Here is an 18,607-nt window from a genome sequence, read left to right on the forward strand (position 1 = left end):
GTTAGTTGTGACGAAAGCGCAAAAAGGTCGATTCTTGATGGCTTTGATGCCGGGAATAGTACCTAATTCTCCGTCATTCTGGCTTCAAGCACCACCGAGAGCCCCTCCCGGCTCCGGCTGGCGACTCCCCACCCTCGTCGACGACGACCACCGAAAGCGGAGCCAGCATGAGCATCTTCAGCAACACCGTCCGACTTGAGCCAAGCACCTTGACTGCGCCGACCGCTGTCCCCGCGCCCGTCGTGCCGCCCGCGCCCCTGGCCCTGCGCCGTTGGGTGCGCGAGAGCGCCGCGGTCCTCAAGCCCGATGCGATCGAGTGGAGCGATGGCTCTCCCGCCGAGTGGTACCGGCTCACTGAGCGACTCGTTGCCTCCGGCACGCTCCTCCCGCTGAACCCGGAGTGGCGGCCCGGCTCGTTCCTCGCCCGCACCGACCCCGACGATGTCGCCCGCGTCGAGGACCGCACCTTCATCTGCACGACCGACGAGGCCGACGCGGGGCCCACCAACAACTGGAGGGAGCCGTCGGCGATGAAGGCCGAGCTCGCCCCGCTCCTCGACGGGGCAATGCGCGGGCGGACGATGTACGTCGTCCCGTTCTCGATGGGCCCGGTCGGCGGCCCGCTCTCTCAGCTCGGAGTGCAGGTCACCGATTCGCCTTACGCGGTGCTCAACCTGCGGATCATGGCGCGGGTCGGCGCGGAGCCGCTCGCCGCCTTCACCGAGGACACTGCGTTCGTCCGCGGTGTGCACACGGTGGGCCTCCCCCTCCGCGACGCCGACGGGGTCACCCGTGACGACGTCGCGTGGCCCTGCAACCCGGTGAAATACATCACGCAGTTTCCCGAGACGCGCGAGATCGTCTCGTACGGCTCCGGCTACGGCGGCAATGCGCTGCTGCCGAAGAAGTGCTTTGCGCTGCGGATCGCCTCGGCGATCGGACGCGAGGAAGGCTGGCTGGCAGAGCACATGCTTGTGATCCGCATCGTCTCACCGGAGGGGCGGCGCTACCACGTGGCGGCCGCGTTCCCGAGTGCGTGCGGCAAGACCAACCTCGCGATGATGCAGCCCGCGCTGCCCGGCTGGCGAGTCGAGACTCTGGGCGACGACATCACCTGGATGCGCCGTGGCGAGGACGGACGCCTCTGGGCAATGAACCCTGAGACCGGCTTTTTCGGCGTCGCACCCGGCACTGGCGAGAGTTCGAACCCGAACGCGGTACAGACGCTTTGGGGCAACACGATATTCACCAACGTGGCGCTTCGCGAAGACGGCGACGTCTGGTGGGAGGGATTGACCGATGAGGTGCCCGAGCACCTCACCGATTGGCGTGGGCAGCCGTGGACGCCGGAGTCAGACACTCCCGCCGCACATCCCAACTCCCGCTTCACCGCGCCAGCGCAACAGTGCCCCTCGCTCTCGGAGGAGTGGGATGCCCCTGCAGGCGTACCGCTGGACGCAATAGTTTTTGGCGGCCGGCGCGCGAGCAACGTGCCGCTGGTAACGCAGGCCATCTCGTGGCAGCACGGAGTCTTCCTCGGGGCGACCGTCGCCTCCGAGAAGACAGCCGCCGCGGAGGGAACCGTCGGTGAGCTGCGCCGCGACCCCTTCGCGATGCTTCCCTTCTGCGGCTACAACATGGCCGACTACTTCGCACACTGGCTCGCACTCGGCGCCGAGCTGGGCGAGCATGCACCGGCGGTGTTCCAGGTGAACTGGTTCCGCAAGGACGCGGACGGCGACTTTCTCTGGCCGGGCTTCGGCGAGAACGTGCGGGTGCTGCAGTGGCTGGTTCGTCGCCTCGAGGGGCTGGCCGAGGCGCGGCGGAGCCCGCTCGGCGACCTCCCGCTCGCGATCAATACCCACGGGCTGAATCTGACCCCTGAGCAGAAGCAGGAGCTGTTTTCGGTCCCGGTCGAAGCCTGGCTCGAGGAGTGCACGCTGACCGAGCAGTTCTTCGCTCGCTTCGGCGACCGCCTCCCGCCCGAGCTGACTGACGAGCTGCGGGCGCTGCGCCTGCGATTGCTGGCCGAGAAGCTGCCGTTGACCGCGTGAGCGGGGCGCCGGCTCTACTCCTCTCCTCGCTGACCGCCATTCCGCGCGGAAGTGGTGTTCGCAACCGAGGTCCAGACCGGCCAGGACGGCTTTTCACGGCCTCCACGGGCATCCTGACCTCGGTTACGGACAGGATCCCGGTCGTGAGAAGCGCCGACGCTAGGGTCAAAGCGTGAAACTCCCGATCCTCGTCGTCAACGGACCGAACCTGAATCTGCTCGGCACCCGCGAGCCCGGGCTCTACGGTTCCGAGACTCTCGCCGATGCGGAGGCACTCGCCGCCGCGACTGCGCGGCGCCATGGCTTCGAGATCGAGACCTTCCAGAGCAGCTCGGAGGGCGCGATCGTCGACCGGCTGCACGCGGCACGCGGTGCGGTTACGGGCGTCGTCCTCAATGCAGGTGCGTACACCCACACGTCGGTCGCCATCCGCGATGCGATCCTCGCGACCGAGCTGGTGATGGTCGAGGTGCACGTGAGCAACGTGCACCGGCGCGAGCCATTCCGGCAGCACTCCTACCTCTCGGACATTGCGCTCGCCGTGATCGTCGGTGCCGGCATCGCGGGCTACGGCTACGCGGTCGACGTACTCGCGCGGGCCGCAGTCCCGCGCTGAGCCGCCTTCGCCGGCCCGGGTCTGGGGCTCCTTGACCGGCCTCGGCGCGGGCGAGCGCGCCTCGCGCCTCCTAGACCTCGTTCGGGTCGCCGCCCACGCGACCCGCGCGCTCCAGTGAGGTGATGGCATCGCGCTCGTCGTCGGTCAGCTCGAAGCCGAAAAGGTCGATGTTCGAGGCGATGCGTGCCCTGGTCGCGGACTTGGGGAACACGATGTGGCCGCGGTCGAGGTGCCAGCGCAGAACGATCTGGGCCGGCGTCACTCCGTGCGCCTCGGCCGCGGCCGTGATGACGGGCAGCTCGAGGAGCGGGTACTTGTTCTGCCCAAGCGGCCCCCAGGCCTCTGTGGCGATACCGTGCTGCGCGCCGAACGCGGTGACGGCCGGTTGCTGGTGGTACGGGTGCAGCTCGATCTGATTGACCGCCGGGACGACCTCGGTCGCCTCGAGAAGTCGCTCGAGATGCGGAACGAGGAAGTTGGACACGCCGATGGAGCGAGTACGGCCGGCGGCCTGAAGTTCCTGCATTGCCTCCCAGCTCTCGACATAGCGGTCCTGCTTGGGCACGGGCCAGTGGATGAGGTAGAGGTCGACGGCGTCGAGGCCGAGCTTCTCGAGGCTGCGATCGAGCGCTACCGGTGCGCTCTGGCGGCCCTGGTCGTCGTTCCACAGCTTGGTGGTCACGTAGAGCTCGTCGCGAGGGATGCCGGCAGAGGCGAGCGCCCGGCCGACGCCCTCCTCATTGCCGTAGATAGCGGCGGTGTCGATGTGCCGGTAGCCGAGTTCGAGCGCCTCGGCGACGATGCGCTCCGTCTCCTGCGGGTCGACCTTGAAGACTCCGAAGCCGAGCTGGGGGATGCGCGTACCGTCGGTGAGCGTGAGGGTGGGGATGCTGGTCATGGCCCCAGCCTGTCAGCGGGTTACACGGTAGTCACCGGGTTGCGTCGAACACCGGGTTGCGTCGAACACCGAAAGCCCAGACTAAGTCACGCGGCATGTGCGGCTCGTCAGCGTAGTCGCCCGCCGAAACGGGGGACGATCCGGATACCCGTGTCGGCGAGTTCGCGCCGCAACTCCAGGACGATCCGGTCCCCTTCTTCGCGCCAGGCACGTCGGACAGCGGGCGAATCGAAGCCGCCGTCCCACGGGCGCTGGCTTTCCCACACCTCGTACCAGGCCGTGATCCTGTCCTCAAGTTCTTGGCTCGCGCCGAGCTCGGTTGCTGTGGGGGTGATATTTTTCACTCCCGACGCCCAGAGACACCACGACGCGGTCACGTCGGGGAAGAACCGAACTTCCCGGAACTCATCCTCCATTTAGCAAACCTCCTTAGCCTGGGGGAAACTCGTGATCAGGCGATCGCTGTCACTCGCCCACACCGCCCTCGCGCGGAAAGAATATACGGGCTCTCCGGAATTGACTCTGTAAAAAATTACCTCACTCACTGCACAACGTGTCTTATTTACCGTGTTCCCACCCCTGAACTCGGGATAGCGAATGGCCTGCCCCGCAGAGAAGGACATCAGATCATCCCAGGACTCCATCCTGTCGTTCTGAGGATCCCAGCCCGCCGCTCGCGCCGCGTCGAACTCATCCTGCCAGTTCCCCTCGTGCTCGCCGCGGATGTGCTTGTAGCCCCATCCGGTGTCCTTCCCTCCGGTGCCGCACTTCAACCTCACGTCCTGTGATGCGCCGTCCCACCAGTGCACGTACTGCGCGAAGACGTCGTCCTCATGATTCAAACTGAAACAGCCGTACCACTGGTTCCAGTCGATCAGCTGCGGCCTCACGTCTCCGCCCTCTCCGGGAGACCGGTCGGGAAGCCCGAGAGTCGCAGCGGCAATGTCGGCAGGGTCAGCGGGAGTCAGAACGCCGTCGATCATGACTCCGATCCGCACCTCTGTATCCGTGTGTGCCTCGTCGGCGAGCGTGGCCGGAGCGAGAAGGCCACCTACCATCGCGATCGACGCGATGTGCGCCAAGAACTTCGAATGGAACACGTGACTCCCTTTCATTAACTCTGACCGCACAATCACGCTACAAAGATCCGATGGCTCCGGGGCGAAAGTGGCGTGAGGGAGTTCTCAAGGGAAGCGAACGGAATCCCATTCAGCGCCGCGGCAAAAGTCGCGGGGGCGAGCGACCGCCCAGACTCTCACTGAGATCGCCCTACTTGACACGGATGTCTAACGCCGTTCGCTTGCTACGAGTCCACCGCCGGACGCCGAGCCACATGATTAAACCAATTCCTGGGAATAACAGGAGGACGACTCCCCAAACCACCTTATAATATGAGGAGATTCGTTCCTCTCGGACCATTATTGCGAGAGCCCAGATGGACCACGCCACGACGATAGCCGAAAGGCCGAGAAATATTACGTGAAAATATGAGGTATCAGTAATCATGATCAATATGCCTTCCTGGAGTGACGCTTCGTGCGCCTACGGCCAAAGATGCTGCCGACTCGAAGAGAACTGACGTGCACTTCATCGTCGTCTCCTCTCAATCGTCGGCTGCGAGTATGAGGCGAATGCAAAATTTAGGTGGGCTTGAGAAAGACCGAGGCGCGCTCATTGAGTATGCAAGAGCATTTTGCATAAGCTTCTCTGTAATCTCGTACGAGCAACCAGAACTTCGAAAGGAATATGTGACTCCTCTACGATTAACTCTGATCGCACAGTCACGCTAGACAGGTCTGATGTCTTCGATGCGAAAATGGCGTGAGCGAGTTCTCAAGGGATACGAACGGAATCTCTCACACGGACCGAACAACCACTTCCGCGCGGTTCGTCTCCGTCCGTTCACCTCGACCAGTGGGCGCGCGCCGTCAGACTCCTCGCCGGTCGGATGCCGACTACCCTCGGAAGGCGCCGAATGGCGTTCAGTATCGACGCCGAGCATCGAGAACACACAGGGAGAATCACACGTGAGCATCATTGCCGCCGCAGACGGATCCGCACTGGGCAACCCCGGCCCTGCCGGCTGGGCCTGGTACGTAGACGAAAACCGCTGGGCGGCCGGCGGCTGGGCGCACGGCACGAACAACATCGGCGAGCTCACCGCGGTACTCGAGCTGCTGCGGGCGACGAAGCAAGAGGAGGAGCCGCTCCACATCCTGTGCGACAGCCAGTACGCGATCAAGGCCTGCACCGAATGGCTGCCGGGCTGGAAGCGGAAGGGCTGGCGCAAGGCCGATGGCAAGCCGGTGATGAATGTCGAGATCATCCAGGCGCTCGACGAGGAGCTGCAGGGCCGCGCGGTCACTTTCGAGTGGGTGAAAGGGCACGCACACCACCGGATGAATGAAGCCGCCGATGTGCGCGCGCGCAACGCTGCGACCGCCTACCAGCGCCGGCAGCCGGTCGACGTGGGTCCCGGATGGCCGACCGCATCGGCACCCGCCTCCCCCGCCGCTCCTGTCGCCGAAGACTCGACGACGCTCTTCTAACCAGAGCTCTCCCGATCAGGGCAGGCGCAGCACACCCGTCGCGACGAGTTCGCGCACGCGCGGGAGGACCGAGTCGGCTACCGCCTGCTCCTGCACCTCCAGGAGCGACGCGACCGCCGCGACGATCGCCGCCACTGAGAGGTCGCCGTCGCAGGCGCCGACCACCGCGGCAAGCGCGGTGTCGACCTCCTCGACGCGCGCGAAACCTCCGCCCTGGCGCAGCCGCAGCACCGTCGGGTCGTCGTTGCCCGGCCAGTAGTGCCGCTCCTCCGTAACGTCGCCCGCCACCACGAGCGGCAGAGCCGCTAAGGCGCGGTCGTCCAGGGCCGAGAGTACCTCCGCTGCCTCGAGGCAGGACGCCAGGTGCCCGCCAAGCCCGGCCGTCGCGACCGCGGTGGTGATGCGCTCAAGGCGCCGGATCGGTGGCCTCGGCTGCTCGGGGAGGCGAAGGGTCACGAAGCCGAAGCCCACCCCCGTCACGCCGCGCCGCTCGAAGTCGCTGAGCCAGGCCTCGACCAGCGCGTCGACGTCGGCTCCGCGGACCGTACCGCCATCACGGATCCACGTCTCGGCGTAGACCGCGGGGTCCTGGCGCTCGCGCTCCACGATCCAGACGTCGAGCGGGGAGGCCGTGCTGCCGATCCAGGCGTCCAGACCGGCGGGCTCGGGCTCGAGGGCCTGCTCCAGAGGACTGCGGACGTCGGCGAGCCAGTCTGCGATCCGGTCGAACGCATCCGCGCCCTCCCGGTACTCCCAATTGCCAAGCAACTGCGCGACCCCGCCGGGCTTCAGGTGCTGGGCGGCGCCGAGGATCACCCGGCGAACGATCTCATCGCCCTCGAGCCCGCCGTCGCGGTACTCGTAGGAGGGGACGCCGGCGGCTCGCGGAGTGATGACGAAAGGCGGGTTCGTCACGATCTGGTCGAACCGCTCCCCCGCAACCGGTTCGTAGAGACTGCCGAGACGGAACTCGATGTTCTCGATCCCGTTCAACGCCGCGGTAAAGGCGGCGAGGGCGAGCGCCCGTTCGGAGATGTCGGTGGCCACGACATGCTCCGCATGGCGGGACGCGTGTAGCGCCTGGATCCCGCAGCCCGTACCGAGGTCGAGGACCCGACCAACGGGGCGCTGGATCATCAGCCCGGTGAGGCTGAGGCTCGCGCCGCCAACCCCGAGTACGTGGTCCTCATCGAGGGGGCGGCCGAGGGCGAGCTCGCCGAGATCGGAGGCGATCCACCACGAGGCCGCGCCGCGCTGGTCGACGACGTCGTATGGCCGCAGGTCGAGCGCGGCAGTGACCACCGCGCCGGCAGCGACCCGCACGAGGCCGAGTTCCACGGCACCCTCCAGCGCGAGAGCGCCGAACGCCTCCTCCGCCTCGTCCGCCGAAACGGGGTCGGCCAGGAGAAAGAGGCGGGCAAGGGTCGCCAGTGCATCGCGGTCGCCTGCGCGCTCCAACGCCCGACGAGCGGGGACGCGGTCGCCTCGGTGCAGGGCCTGGGCCGCCTCGTCTCCCCACAGCCCGCGCACCTTGTCGACGCGATAGTGGGCGCGGGTGAGGTCGTCGCGTAACAATGCGATGCGGGGGCGGTCCACGTGGTCTGCTGGTTGCACCGCTCCATCCTCGTGCACGTGGGTCGGCCGCCCGGCCCGCCGCGGCCGTACGATCGGAGCATGCCCCTGACCGGAGAGTACGAACCGAGCACGTCCGAGTGGGCCCGCGAGCAGGCGGAGCTCTACGAACGCACCGGCGGAGCCGAGGGCAACCTCCTTCGCGGTCGCCCCATCATCGTGTTAACCACCGTCGGCTCGACGAGCGGGAAGCTGCGCAAGACCGCGCTGATGCGTGTCGAGCACGACGGGGAATACGTCGTCGTCGCTTCCAAGGGCGGCGCGCCCGAGCATCCCGTCTGGTACGGAAATATGCGCAAGGAGCCCCACGTCGAGCTACAGGACGGGCCGGTGAAGAAGGACTACACGGCGAGCGTCCTGGAGGGGGAGCTTCGCGACACCTGGTGGGAGCGCGCCGTCGCGGCGTGGCCGGACTACGCCGAGTACCAGACGAAGACCGAACGTCAGATTCCGCTCGTCCTGCTCACGCCCTGGTCGTGAGCCGCGGCCTGGCGCCTCGGACCCTTGTGGCGCCTCAGACCCTCGTGGCGCCTCAGACCCTCGCCGCAATCAGGTCGAGCACCCTCGGGTGCGAGAGCAGCGCGAAGTGCCCGACCACCGATACCGCGATGTTCTCGTGCGCACCGACGAGCCTGCTCCCACCCGGGATGTACTGGTCGCGCATCCCGTAGATCGACGTGATCCGTGCGTCGGCCTCGCGCTCCTCGAGCAGCCGCCGAATGAGCGGGCGGTGCGGCGAGAATTCTCGCAGGCCTCGGGCCGGGGCAATGCGCGCCAGAGGCGACCCGTTGAACGGAGTCGAGACGGCGATCATCCGCTCGATACGCTGCTCGTCGCGGTCATCAACGACCATCATGTGCTTGCCGATCAAGCCGCCCTTGCTATGAGCCACGATGACGACTCCGCGCAGGTCGTGCTCGCGGAGGTAGTCCTGGCCGAGACCCGCCGCGGCGACAATCGGACGCGTGTTGTAGCCGAGCGCGGGGAGCACGTGGATGGGATGCCCGGCCGCATGCAGCCGTTGCGCGATCGGGCGCAGGAACTGCCAGGTCTCGTAGATGCCCGGGATCAGCAGCACGGGAGCGCCGTCGCCGGACGAGTACCGCGACACATCCCAACCCTCGCGCAGGTGCGTGAAGCGCGAGCCATAGGCGTAACGGTAGTCACGCAGATACGCGGCGCGGAGCGAGACCGAGCGGCGCGCGAGGCGACGGACGCTCCTGGCCGCGGGGCTCCCCTCGCCTGAGGTCAGAGCGGATTCACCCCGAACGCGGTCGCGAGCTTGTCGATCTTCTTTGCCCGACCCAGGCGCGGCAGGTCGCTGCCGTCGCGGATGACGCGGCCGCGGGCTTCGAACTCGTCGAGGAAATCGCGAGCCCAGGCGACGTCGGAGGGTGTCGGGCTGATGACCTCGTTGATCACGGCGAGCTGTTCGGTGTCGAGGCACAGCTTGCCCGTCAATCCGAGCGAGACGGTCAGCGCGGACTGCTCTCGCAGCACCGGGTGGCTGTTCGAGACGGTCGGTCCATCGATGGGACCGGGAAGGTCGCCGATGCGGGAGGCCACGACAAGACGCGAGCGCGGATAGGCCATCGCCAGGTCATCCGCGCTGGTGCCGGTATCGCGGCGGTAGTCGCCACTCCCGAAGGCGAGGCGGAAGGTGCCGCGCGCGCGGGCGATCGCGACCGCCTCCTCGATTCCCAGGGCTGATTCGACGAGCGCGAGCACCGGAGTGGCGCCGCCGAGCCGGTCGAAGGTCTCGGTGACGTGTTCGCCCGCCTCGGTCTTGGCGAGCATGACGCCGGCAAGACCCGGCAAACCTTTGAGCGCGTCGACGTCGTCCGACCAGAACGGGGTGGAGTGGTCGTTGATCCGGACCCAGGCACGCTTATCGCCCCTCAGCCACTCGGCCACGTCGGCGCGGGCGTCCGGCTTGGCCTTGGGGTCGACCGCATCCTCGATATCGAGGACGATCTGGTCGGCGCGGGAGGTGTGCGCCGCGTCGAAAGTCTCGGTACGCGCGGCGTTCACTAGCAGCCAGGAGCGCGCGATCTCGGGGGCTATGTCGCGCCCCTTGCGCTTCGCGAGGGTGGCGGCGGTGGTCTCGGGCAACGTCACAGGGGACTCCTCTCGGTGGCGCGGTGCTCGCTCCGCGGGCACTAGGAAAGCGGCGGCGCCGGGAACCAGGGTAGCGGTGAGCGTCGGCCGCTCGCTCCTCAGGCAACGTCTGGGCACACCCACAGGGTCAGCAGGACCGTGGGGAGACGGACCGCACAGCCCTAGGAGACCGAACGCTTCGCGAGCCCCTTCGCGAACGCCGCCTGGCCGACGTGCTGAGTGTCATCGTCGATCACCGACATCAGACGCACGGCGAGCGTGACGGGCGGATCCCACTGCTCGTCGACGACGCGGGTGAGGTCGTCGTCGGCGAGGGTGGCGAGGAACGCGAGCGTCTGCTCGTGGACGGCGTCGATATAGGCCGCGAGCAGCTCGGCCGGGACAGCGGCGAGCGCCGCCACCTCCGCCGGCTCCTGGCCGTACCCGGTGACTCCGGGGCCGAATGGCACTCCGGAGCGCTCATGGAAGCCGTCTGTGGTCCACACCTGCTCGTGGCCGGCGAGTGGGGCGAGATGGTCGTCCTGCACCCGCGTCAGGTGCCAGATGAGCCAGGCAGGGGAATTCGAGCGCGCATCAGCCCGGAAGGCGAGCTGCCCTGGGCTGCTGTCGTCGAGGACCGCGTGCACGTTCTCGTGCACCCGACCGAAGGCGTCGCGGAGGAGGTCGATGGCTGAACTCATTCCGCCAGCCTGCCGCTTCCACGTGTCGGGCGGCACCCCCCTTCGCGTGCCGTGGAGCAACTGCGGTGGCGCATACCGGATACTCGATTCGTGACTTCCGGATCCTCGAACCTGGCAACGAAGCCGTGGCTGTCCTCCTATGCGGAGGGCGTCCCCACCGAGATCGACCCGCCCACCCAGACCCTCGTCGATCTGCTCGAGGACTCGGTCGCCCGGTACCGCCGAGGCGTCGCGCTGGAATTCTTCGGCGCGAGCACGAGCTACGCGGAGCTGGGCGAGCAGGTCGAGCGCGCTGCGGAGGGGCTGCGCCGTCTGGGCGTCCGGGCCGGTGACCGAGTCGCGCTCGTGCTCCCCAACTGCCCCGAGCACGTCGTCGCGTTCTACGCCGCGCTGCGGCTAGGGGCGGTCGTCGTCGAGCACAACCCGCTCTACACCCCGAGGGAGCTGCGGCGGCAGTTCGAGGACCACGGCGCCCGCGTCGCGGTGGTCTGGAACAAGGTCGCCGACGTCGTCGCCACTATGCCGACCGACCTCGGGATCGAGCGCGTCGTGTCCGTGGACCTCACCCGCTCCTTCCCACTCGGCAAGCGGCTCGCGCTGCGCCTTCCCCTGCCGGCAGCGCGGGCGGCGCGCACCAAGCTGACCGCGAGGCCGCGCTCACGCTCCCTTGTGACGTTCGCGTCCCTCCTCCACCACCACCGCTTGTCCCACTCGTACCCGCGACCCGCTCTCGCCGACACCGCGCTGCTGCAGTACACCAGCGGCACCTCGGGCCTGCCGAAAGGAGCGATTCTCTCGCACGCGAACCTGCGCGCTAATGCTCTCCAGGGGCGCGCGTGGGTGCCCGGCCTGAGCGAGGGCGACGAGACGTTTTACGCCGTTCTCCCTCTGTTCCACGCCTACGGGCTCACCCTCTGCCTGACCTTCGCGATCAGCATCGGCGCGAAAGTCGTGCTGTTCCCCACATTCGACGTCGATTTGGTCAAGGCCGCCGTCACGAAATCGCCGCCCACCTTCCTGCCCGCGGTGCCGCCGGTGTACGACGCGCTCGCCCGCGCCTCCGAGCGCCATGAGCTCGATCTGCGCAGCATCCGCTTCGCCATCTCGGGCGCGATGAGCCTTCCGGTCGCGACGGTCGATCGGTGGGAGCGGGCGAGTCGGGGACTCCTGGTCGAGGGGTACGGAATGACCGAGAGTTCCCCCGTCGCGCTGGGCAATCCGGTCGGCCCCACCCGCCGACCCGGCACAGTGGGCGTGCCATTCCCGAGCACGACGATCCGCCTCGTCGACCCGGATGATCCGTCCGTCGATCGCGGTCCCGGCGAGTCCGGCGAGCTGCTGCTGCACGGGCCGCAGGTGTTCCAGGGCTACTGGAAGCGGCCGGAGGAGACCGCCGAGGCGCTCCTGCCCGGCGGCTGGCTCCGCACCGGCGACATCGCCACGGTCTCGGCCGACGGCTTCGTCACGATCGTCGACCGCGCGAAAGAGCTCATCATCACGGGCGGATTCAACGTCTCCCCCACCGAGGTCGAGGGCGTGCTGGAGACACATCCGGACGTGATGCGCGCGGCGGTCGTGGGGCTGCCCCGCCCGGATGGTGGCGAGAGCGTGGCGGCGGCCGTGGTGCTGCGGGCCGGCACCGCTGTGGATCCGGAGGCACTGCGCGACTTCTGCCGCCTGCACCTCACGCCCTACAAGGTGCCCAAGCGCATCGTGCCGGTCGCCGAACTCCCAACCTCGCTCATCGGGAAAGTGTTGCGGCGCGAGGTGCGCGCCAGCATGCTCGACTGACGGACGATTCGGGCGAGGAGGTCCGGACAGGGTGCCGTTTGCGCTCGAACGCGGTGGGCGCGTCGTTGCGACGGCAAGCTTGGCGGACCACGACGCCCTCACCGGCGCCGTCCGTTCGCTCTTACCGTCACGAAGGAGTCAGCCGTGCCGACCGATGACACCACCCCCGTGATCCTCCACGGCGCACGCACTCCGTTCGCCCGCTTTTCCGGAGTCTTCGCGCCACTCTCGGCCGTTGACCTCGGCGCGAGCGCCGTCAGGGCCGCCCTCGAACGCTCCGGTGTCTCGGCCAGCGACGTCGACGCGGTAGTCCTCGGGCAGGTGCTCCAGGCAGGCGCCGGGCAGGGTCCGGCTCGGCAAACCGCCATTCGAGCAGGCCTGGGCTGGGACGTGCCGGCGGTCACGATCAATAAGCTCTGCCTCTCGGGCCTCACCGCAGTCATCGACGCCGCGCGGATGATCCGGCTCGGCGAGGCGGACGTGATCGTTGCGGGCGGCCAGGAGTCGATGACCGCTGCGCCGCACCTGCTCCTCGGCGCTCGCTCGGGGCTCGGCGTGGGCGCGCGAGCCCTCGAGGACGCGCTGCTCCATGACGGGCTCCTCGACCCGTTCGATCAAGAATTGATGGGACGCGTTACCGACGCTGGAAACGCGGAGCGGGACATCCACCGCGAACGCCAGGACGCCTTCGCGGCGCTCTCGCACCAGCGGGCCGCGCACGCTCGCTCATCGGGAATCTTGGCTGAGGAGATCGCGTCGGTCACCGTGCCCGGTCGCCGAGGAGCGGACTTCGTCGTGACAGAAGACGACGGGATCCGCGACGACAGCACGGTCGAATCGCTCTCCCGACTCGCCCCCGCCTTCTCACCGGAGGGCACGATCACGGCCGGCAACGCGTCACCGATCACCGACGGTGCGGCCGCACTGGTCGTCGCTTCGCGCGGCTGGGCCCTCGCGCACAAGCGTCCCTGGCTCGCGGTCATCGCCGAGCACGGCCAGGTGGCGGGGCCGGACAACTCTCTGCACTCCCAGCCGTCCGCCGCGATCTTCCAAGCGCTCGACCGTCGAGGAGCCCCAGTGGGTGACCTCGACCTGATCGAGATCAACGAAGCCTTCGCCTCCGTCGTGCTGCAGTCGGCGGAGGATCTTGGAGTCTCGCCGGAGTCGGTCAACCTCGACGGAGGCGCTATCGCGCTCGGCCACCCCGTTGGCGCCTCCGGTGCTCGAGTGGCCCTGCACCTCGCCCTCGCGCTGCGGCGCCGCGGCGGCGGGCTCGGTGTCGCCGCCCTCTGCGGCGGCGGCGGGCAGGGCGAGGCGCTGATCCTTCAGGCATGAGGCGGCGGGCCCAGGCATTGCCGCACCCTCACAAGCCCAGCGGCACCTCCGGCTACGCTCGCGGGATGAGCATCCTCAGCGCCGACGGCCTCGCGTTCGTGACCGAGCGGCACCTCGCCACCCTCTCCACTCCCGGCCGTCAGGGCCGACTGCACGTCGTCGCCGTCGGGTTCACCTATGAGGACGGCGTGGTGCGCGTCATCACGTCGCGCGAGAGCCAAAAGGTGCTGAATGTGCGTCGCGGCGGAACCGCCACCGTCGGTCAGGTCGACGGCATCCGCTGGCTGAGCCTCGGCGGCTCAGCTTCCATCGAGGAGGAACCAGAAGCCGTGCAGCACGCCGTCGAGCTGTACTCGCAGCGCTACCGCACTCCGCGGCCAAACCCCCTCCGCGTCGCTATCAGGATCGACGTCGACTTCGCTCTCGCCTCGTCCGGGCTGCGCGCAGACTAGCCTGATGACTCGCGCAGACGCGCTCGGCGGCGCCATCAGCTCGCTGCGCACCTACCGCTACGTCCGGCTCTCAGTGGTGGCCGCCGTTGTCCTGCTCGGCGCCGGTATCGCGTGGCAGTTCGCCACCATCGGACCGCTGAGTTCGATCAGCGCCTCGTACTACGCGCCGATCCGTTCCGTGTTCACCGGTGCGCTTTTCGCGGTCGCAGTGGCGCTGGTGGTCCTCGCCGGGAGGAGCATCCGCCGCTTCCTCCTCCTGCTCGCCGGGATGACCGCTCCCGTGGTCGCTCTCGTCCCGGTCCCGCTGGCATCGGATCAGATTCAGCACCTCTTTGGCACGGCCTGCTCAGGCGATGCCGTCACCTGCCTGCCGCCACAGACAGTCGCCGAGGTCGCCGCGGTGCTGCCCGCCTACCTCATCACGGCCGCCACTCTTCTGCTCGTCTCGGTGGTCCTCCTCGCACTCGACCGTGCCCTCGACCGCTGGGCGATCATCAGGACGGGGATCGCCGCAGCCCTCCTCCTGGCACTCGTCGTCTGGAGCACTCTCCCCTCCTTCCTGCTGCTCGCCCACTACGCGGCCGCCGGCGTCTTCTTCCTCCTGATCGCAGTCACGGCCGGGCTCCATGCCGTCGCCGTGCGCGAGGAGGGCGCCTCCGGACCCGGGACCCCGCGCTTCTACTCCCGCTGCTATGCCACTGTCTCGGTGCTCATTGCCGCAGTCGACGTCATAGTGATCGTCCTCCTGCTGACACGCAGCGGAGCCGCCCTGCTCGGCGAGCAGTGGCTCCTTCTCGGCGAGTCGGCGGCGCTCACACTCTTCGGCGTGTTCTGGATACTGCAGACGGTGGAGAACTGGGATGAGCCGGACGCCACACTGCTCGCGACCGGTGATCCCCGGATGCCTCGCCGACCCGCGCGAGGGCTGTAATGCCTCGGTGCCCAGGTCGGGTGCCTCGGCCAGCAAGGGGCATCCGCGGTTCTCTCGCTCTGCTCTGCCACATGGTGCAACGGGACGACGGGGAATTCGCACGAAGAACGATCCCGGCCGTCGCCCCGCTGATTGATCCGCTGGAGGCGATCCGTCCTCACTGAGGAGAACGAAGGGAGGGAGTCGCCAGAGACGCCCCCTCCCTGCCTTAGCGAGTGAGGACGATCGAGGAGCTGCGTCCATAGTTGCCCGCCGCGTCATAGGCGTGCGCGACGATCGTGTACTGCCCGTCCGGGTAGGTCCAGGAGGAGACGGTCAGCCGCCACGAGCCGTCGGCCGACTTCGCCGCGTCGCCCACCTTCGCCGCACCACTCCAGAAGCTCAGCCGAGTCGTGCCGACGGCGTCCTTCGACGAGGCGACGAGCGTCACCGAGCCTCGCACGGTTGAGCCGCTGGTCGGAGCGGTGATTCGAACCGCCGGGGCGGTCGTGTCACGCGCCGGAGTTGGCGTCGGAGACGGGGAGGACTGGTTGGCCAGACCCCACGCATCCCACAGCACGTCCGCAATCATCGCCTGACCGGCGATATTGGGGTGGAACCAGTCGATATTCGTCGAAAGCTGGCTGAGCGAGACCGGTGTCCTGGAGAGCGCGCCGCCGTCCCACACACAGTCGTTGACGGAGGCCGCGCAGGCCGATGCGAGCGCCGCATTGAAGTCGACGGCCCGCTTCGCAGCAGCAGCGACAGATTCCGAATACGCCGTTCCGGTAAGAGGGACCCCGGTCGCGGCATCGACACCCCGCGTGGTCCGGCAGACGCCGGCTCCGGCCCAGACTGAGGCCCCGGGCGTCGACTTGACGGCATTCCATTCGGATGCCACGTTCGGGACCGACGAGACAAGCACTGTCGCGGACGGCCACGCGGATGAGATCGAGCGCATGATCCCTGTCGCGGCAGAAGCAAAACTTGCAGCGGACGTCATCGCGTAGCCGTCGTTGGCGTTTGGTGAGAGCGTCAGCGAGCACAGGTCGTTACCGCCGATCAGAAGGGTGACGACCTGCGGCCGCTCCCCTGCTGCGACCGCGGCGCCGATACGCGACGTCACCCCGTTGATGAGGCTGCCCGACTTTGCGTAGTTCGCCGTCCGCACTGACGTCGCTGTCTCCGCCGCCTCGAGTCGGCTCGCGATCGAGTCGACCGCGCTCGCCGAGCCCGTTGCCCACGAGTTCACCGCGCAATCAGTGTTGATCCCGCACGTCGTCGCGGCCCGCGTGATTGAATCTCCTAGTGCAAGCACCGTCTGCGTTCCGGCCGCCTGCGCCGGTTGCGCAACGACGAGACCGCCGAGCAGCGCCAGCGCACCAACCCCCACCCCGAGCATCCGTCGCCAGGATTTTCCAGCTGTGTACCCCATGTCGCATCCGTACCCGTCTGTCATCTGAGTGAACATTCATGCCCCAAGGGCTAAGAAGGCCGAGCGTAAGTTCGGCTTTCTGCCCCGGCGGTTCGGCGGAGGACGGCTCCGACGCGGTGAAACCCAGACGGGGGAGCCCAGGCGCGATGTGGGATCACAACGCGCCAATTCCGAGCTGACCTGCCAACGGCGTTGGCAATCGCCCGCTTCTCCACGCGCCAGCGCCGCCGGGGTCAGGAAATCGCGTGCGCCGAGAGAAGCTGCTCGAAGCGGTCGCAGAGGTCGTCGGCCTGCTCCAGAGTGAGGATCAGAGGTGGCCGGATCTTCAGGACATTGCCGCGGCCATAGCGCGAGGTGCGGATAATCAGTCCGAAATCCATGGCCTTCCGTGCGAGCTCATTGGTGAGTTCGACGCTGGGTGTGCCGTCCGCTTTGGCGATCTCCACACCGATCATGAGACCGACACCGCGGACATCGTCGATCACCGCATACGTCTTCTTCATTTCCTGCAGGCGGCCAAGAATCCGGTCGCCGGTCGCCCGCACGTGAGCGAGGAACTCCTCGTCGTCGATAACGTCGAGTGTCGCATTCGCCGCCGCCGCAGCAAGCACGTTCGACCCGTAGGTAAACGAGTGCTGATCCGCGGGCAAGCCGGCCAGCTCGTCGCTGGTCAGGATCGCCGCGACCTGCGCTCCTGATCCGCCCAGACCCTTCGCCAGCGTCATCGCATCGGGCTCGACACCGAAATGCTCCGCCGCGAACATGCGGCCCGTGCGGCCAATTCCGGTCTGAACCTCGTCGAGAATTAGCTTGATACCCAACTCATTGCAGAATGTGCGCAGATGATCGAAATAGCCCTCGGGCGGAATGATATTGCCACCGTTTCCGGAGATCGGTTCGACGATGAACGCCGCGATGCTTCCGCTGCTCGCGTACTCCACGAAGTCGTACAGCCGATCGGTGCAGAGCATGCCACATGTGTCTCGGGAGTGGCCGTAGAAGCAACGATGGCAGTAAGGGTCGGGGACCTGGAGGGAGTTGTGGAACAACGTCTGAAACGGTTCGCGCCTGAAAGCATTGCCCGACATGCTGGTCATCATCATGGTTTGACCCGAGTGTGCGCGGAAGAGCGTCATCACGTCACGCTTCCCTGTCGCCCTCTGCGCCATTTTGACGGCACCCTCATTGGCTTCCGAGCCGCCACCTACCTTCAAGTGAGCCTTCGCGATCCTCGCTGGAGCGAGGTCAACGAGTCGCCGCGAGAGACGATTGATTGGATCTGTCTGGAAACCGCTCGAGACGTGGATCAGCTGATCCGCCTGCTCCTTGATCGCAGCCACAACAACAGGATGTGAGTAGCCGAGACTCAGATTGAACGTCGCCGACGCGCAGTCGAGGTAAGCGTTACCCTCATCGTCGAAGAGGAAGACCCCTTCGCCCCGCACCATCTTTCGAGCTGATACCGGGTAGTAGAGGGCACTCGGATCCGTCATCTGGTCGTTGCTGCTCGCGAACATTCTCTCCCGTTCCAAAGGTGATGATCGCCGCGAAAGGGACAGCAGTGCAGCACGTCCGCCCAGGTATCGGTCTACTCTGCGAATACATCTAGGCACGCTGCTCAGCCGGCGACCCCTCCCCCGGTGTCGCTCCCACGCTAGCCAGCGATGCCACAGAATGGTCGGATTCACTCGTTCGGGGGTAATCGGACCCATCGCACGTCACGAGAGGGACGATGCCTCGCGAAGCTGGTTATCCGTGCCCAGAGCCCGCGCACGCCGCCGCCAACCGACGCGATCAGGGTGTGCGGATCAGGGAACACACCGACGCGCTGACATCGCAACGTCGAGTACAAGCCGCCCGTCCCGGCGACGACGAGCCACGACGGATCGGACAAAAGAGAAGCCTTGCGCGAATCGACGTCAGCGTCTGAAGCGGTCGATAGACATTCGGTCCGCGGCATGTCCGATCATGCTGTCAGGACCTATGCCTCAAGATGGGCACACCCGAACGGGGCACCCTTGTTTTTCGTCAGGCATTCCGCCTCTTTGTACCCCGAAGTGTCCCCTCTTAAGACGACCTGCCTTCGCAGCTCTCTGCGCATAGTCTCCCGGTGTCGTCGGATTCAATAGTGAGAGCG

The 18,607-nt window shown here is 67.2% G+C and carries 18 protein-coding genes; 8 read left to right on the top strand and 10 right to left on the bottom strand.

Annotated features, from left to right (window positions below; translation table 11 throughout):
• Positions 1–167: 167 nt before the first annotated feature.
• Both B0H03_RS06440 and aroQ read left to right on the top strand, forming a co-directional pair.
• Positions 168–2,054, top strand: a complete 1,887-nt coding sequence (locus tag B0H03_RS06440) for a phosphoenolpyruvate carboxykinase (GTP) (RefSeq protein ID WP_104265000.1) — start codon at positions 168–170, stop codon at positions 2,052–2,054.
• A gap of 172 nt (positions 2,055–2,226) precedes the next feature.
• Complete coding sequence (aroQ, locus tag B0H03_RS06445) at positions 2,227–2,670, top strand: type II 3-dehydroquinate dehydratase (protein WP_104265001.1); 444 nt, start codon at positions 2,227–2,229, stop codon at positions 2,668–2,670.
• A 70-nt stretch (positions 2,671–2,740) separates the two neighbouring features.
• Here aroQ and B0H03_RS06450 read toward each other — a convergent pair whose 3' ends face one another.
• The 4 genes from B0H03_RS06450 to B0H03_RS17435 all read right to left on the bottom strand — a co-directional run bounded on the left by B0H03_RS06450 (position 2,741) and on the right by B0H03_RS17435 (position 5,074).
• A complete protein-coding gene (locus B0H03_RS06450; protein WP_104265002.1) occupies positions 2,741–3,568 on the bottom strand; it encodes an aldo/keto reductase in 828 nt (275 codons plus the stop codon).
• Between the two features lie 107 nt (positions 3,569–3,675).
• Entirely contained in the window at positions 3,676–3,984 is a 309-nt protein-coding gene (locus B0H03_RS06455; RefSeq protein WP_104265003.1) for a hypothetical protein, read from the bottom strand.
• On the bottom strand, positions 3,985–4,551 hold the full coding sequence (locus tag B0H03_RS06460; RefSeq protein WP_127843950.1) for a hypothetical protein: 567 nt from the start codon (positions 4,549–4,551) through the stop codon (positions 3,985–3,987). It abuts the gene before it with no gap.
• A gap of 286 nt (positions 4,552–4,837) precedes the next feature.
• Positions 4,838–5,074 (bottom strand): PLDc N-terminal domain-containing protein, encoded by a 237-nt coding sequence (locus tag B0H03_RS17435; protein WP_104265005.1) that lies wholly within the window; start codon positions 5,072–5,074, stop codon positions 4,838–4,840.
• 521 nt (positions 5,075–5,595) lie between these two features.
• Between B0H03_RS17435 and B0H03_RS06470 the strand changes: the two genes are divergently transcribed.
• Positions 5,596–6,117 carry a ribonuclease H family protein gene (locus B0H03_RS06470; protein ID WP_104265006.1) on the top strand — a complete coding sequence of 174 codons (522 nt, stop codon included), beginning with the start codon at positions 5,596–5,598 and terminating at the stop codon, positions 6,115–6,117.
• Between the two features lie 15 nt (positions 6,118–6,132).
• Here the strand turns inward: B0H03_RS06470 and B0H03_RS06475 are convergent, their stop codons facing one another.
• A complete protein-coding gene (locus tag B0H03_RS06475; RefSeq protein WP_104354329.1) occupies positions 6,133–7,731 on the bottom strand; it encodes a DUF7059 domain-containing protein in 1,599 nt (532 codons plus the stop codon).
• A 60-nt stretch (positions 7,732–7,791) separates the two neighbouring features.
• Here B0H03_RS06475 and B0H03_RS06480 point away from each other — a divergent pair, with 60 nt between their 5' ends.
• Positions 7,792–8,229, top strand: a complete 438-nt coding sequence (locus B0H03_RS06480) for a nitroreductase family deazaflavin-dependent oxidoreductase (protein WP_104265008.1) — start codon at positions 7,792–7,794, stop codon at positions 8,227–8,229.
• A gap of 52 nt (positions 8,230–8,281) precedes the next feature.
• Here B0H03_RS06480 and B0H03_RS16520 read toward each other — a convergent pair whose 3' ends face one another.
• The 3 genes from B0H03_RS16520 to B0H03_RS06495 form a co-directional block, all read right to left on the bottom strand.
• On the bottom strand, positions 8,282–8,860 hold the full coding sequence (locus B0H03_RS16520; protein WP_104265009.1) for an esterase/lipase family protein: 579 nt from the start codon (positions 8,858–8,860) through the stop codon (positions 8,282–8,284).
• A 137-nt stretch (positions 8,861–8,997) separates the two neighbouring features.
• Complete coding sequence (locus tag B0H03_RS06490; protein WP_104265011.1) at positions 8,998–9,861, bottom strand: HpcH/HpaI aldolase/citrate lyase family protein; 864 nt, start codon at positions 9,859–9,861, stop codon at positions 8,998–9,000.
• A 167-nt stretch (positions 9,862–10,028) separates the two neighbouring features.
• The gene (locus B0H03_RS06495; protein WP_104265010.1) at positions 10,029–10,547 is read right to left on the bottom strand and encodes a mycothiol transferase; all 519 of its coding nucleotides are present in this window, start codon (positions 10,545–10,547) and stop codon (positions 10,029–10,031) included.
• 90 nt (positions 10,548–10,637) lie between these two features.
• On the opposite strand from B0H03_RS06495, the gene B0H03_RS06500 reads away from it, so the two are divergent.
• The 4 genes from B0H03_RS06500 (at position 10,638) to B0H03_RS06515 (ending at position 15,056) form a co-directional block, all read left to right on the top strand.
• Complete coding sequence (locus tag B0H03_RS06500; RefSeq protein ID WP_104354330.1) at positions 10,638–12,338, top strand: long-chain-fatty-acid--CoA ligase; 1,701 nt, start codon at positions 10,638–10,640, stop codon at positions 12,336–12,338.
• A gap of 144 nt (positions 12,339–12,482) precedes the next feature.
• A complete protein-coding gene (locus B0H03_RS06505; protein ID WP_104265013.1) occupies positions 12,483–13,673 on the top strand; it encodes an acetyl-CoA C-acetyltransferase in 1,191 nt (396 codons plus the stop codon).
• Positions 13,674–13,738: 65 nt separating this feature from the next.
• Positions 13,739–14,125, top strand: coding sequence for a pyridoxamine 5'-phosphate oxidase family protein (locus B0H03_RS06510; RefSeq protein WP_104265014.1), 387 nt, complete (start codon positions 13,739–13,741; stop codon positions 14,123–14,125).
• 4 nt (positions 14,126–14,129) lie between these two features.
• The gene (locus B0H03_RS06515) at positions 14,130–15,056 is read left to right on the top strand and encodes a hypothetical protein (RefSeq protein WP_104265015.1); all 927 of its coding nucleotides are present in this window, start codon (positions 14,130–14,132) and stop codon (positions 15,054–15,056) included.
• Positions 15,057–15,264: 208 nt separating this feature from the next.
• Here the strand turns inward: B0H03_RS06515 and B0H03_RS06520 are convergent, their stop codons facing one another.
• Positions 15,265–16,470: an SGNH/GDSL hydrolase family protein gene (locus B0H03_RS06520; RefSeq protein WP_160487268.1), complete on the bottom strand. Its 1,206-nt coding sequence runs from the start codon at positions 16,468–16,470 to the stop codon at positions 15,265–15,267.
• A gap of 233 nt (positions 16,471–16,703) precedes the next feature.
• Positions 16,704–17,987, bottom strand: a complete 1,284-nt coding sequence (locus B0H03_RS06525) for an aspartate aminotransferase family protein (RefSeq protein WP_202129946.1) — start codon at positions 17,985–17,987, stop codon at positions 16,704–16,706.
• Positions 17,988–18,607: the final 620 nt, after the last annotated feature.

Origin of the sequence: Rathayibacter iranicus NCPPB 2253 = VKM Ac-1602 (assembly GCF_003149025.1) — a bacterium.
GTDB classification, from domain to species: Bacteria; Actinomycetota; Actinomycetes; order Actinomycetales; family Microbacteriaceae; genus Rathayibacter; species Rathayibacter iranicus.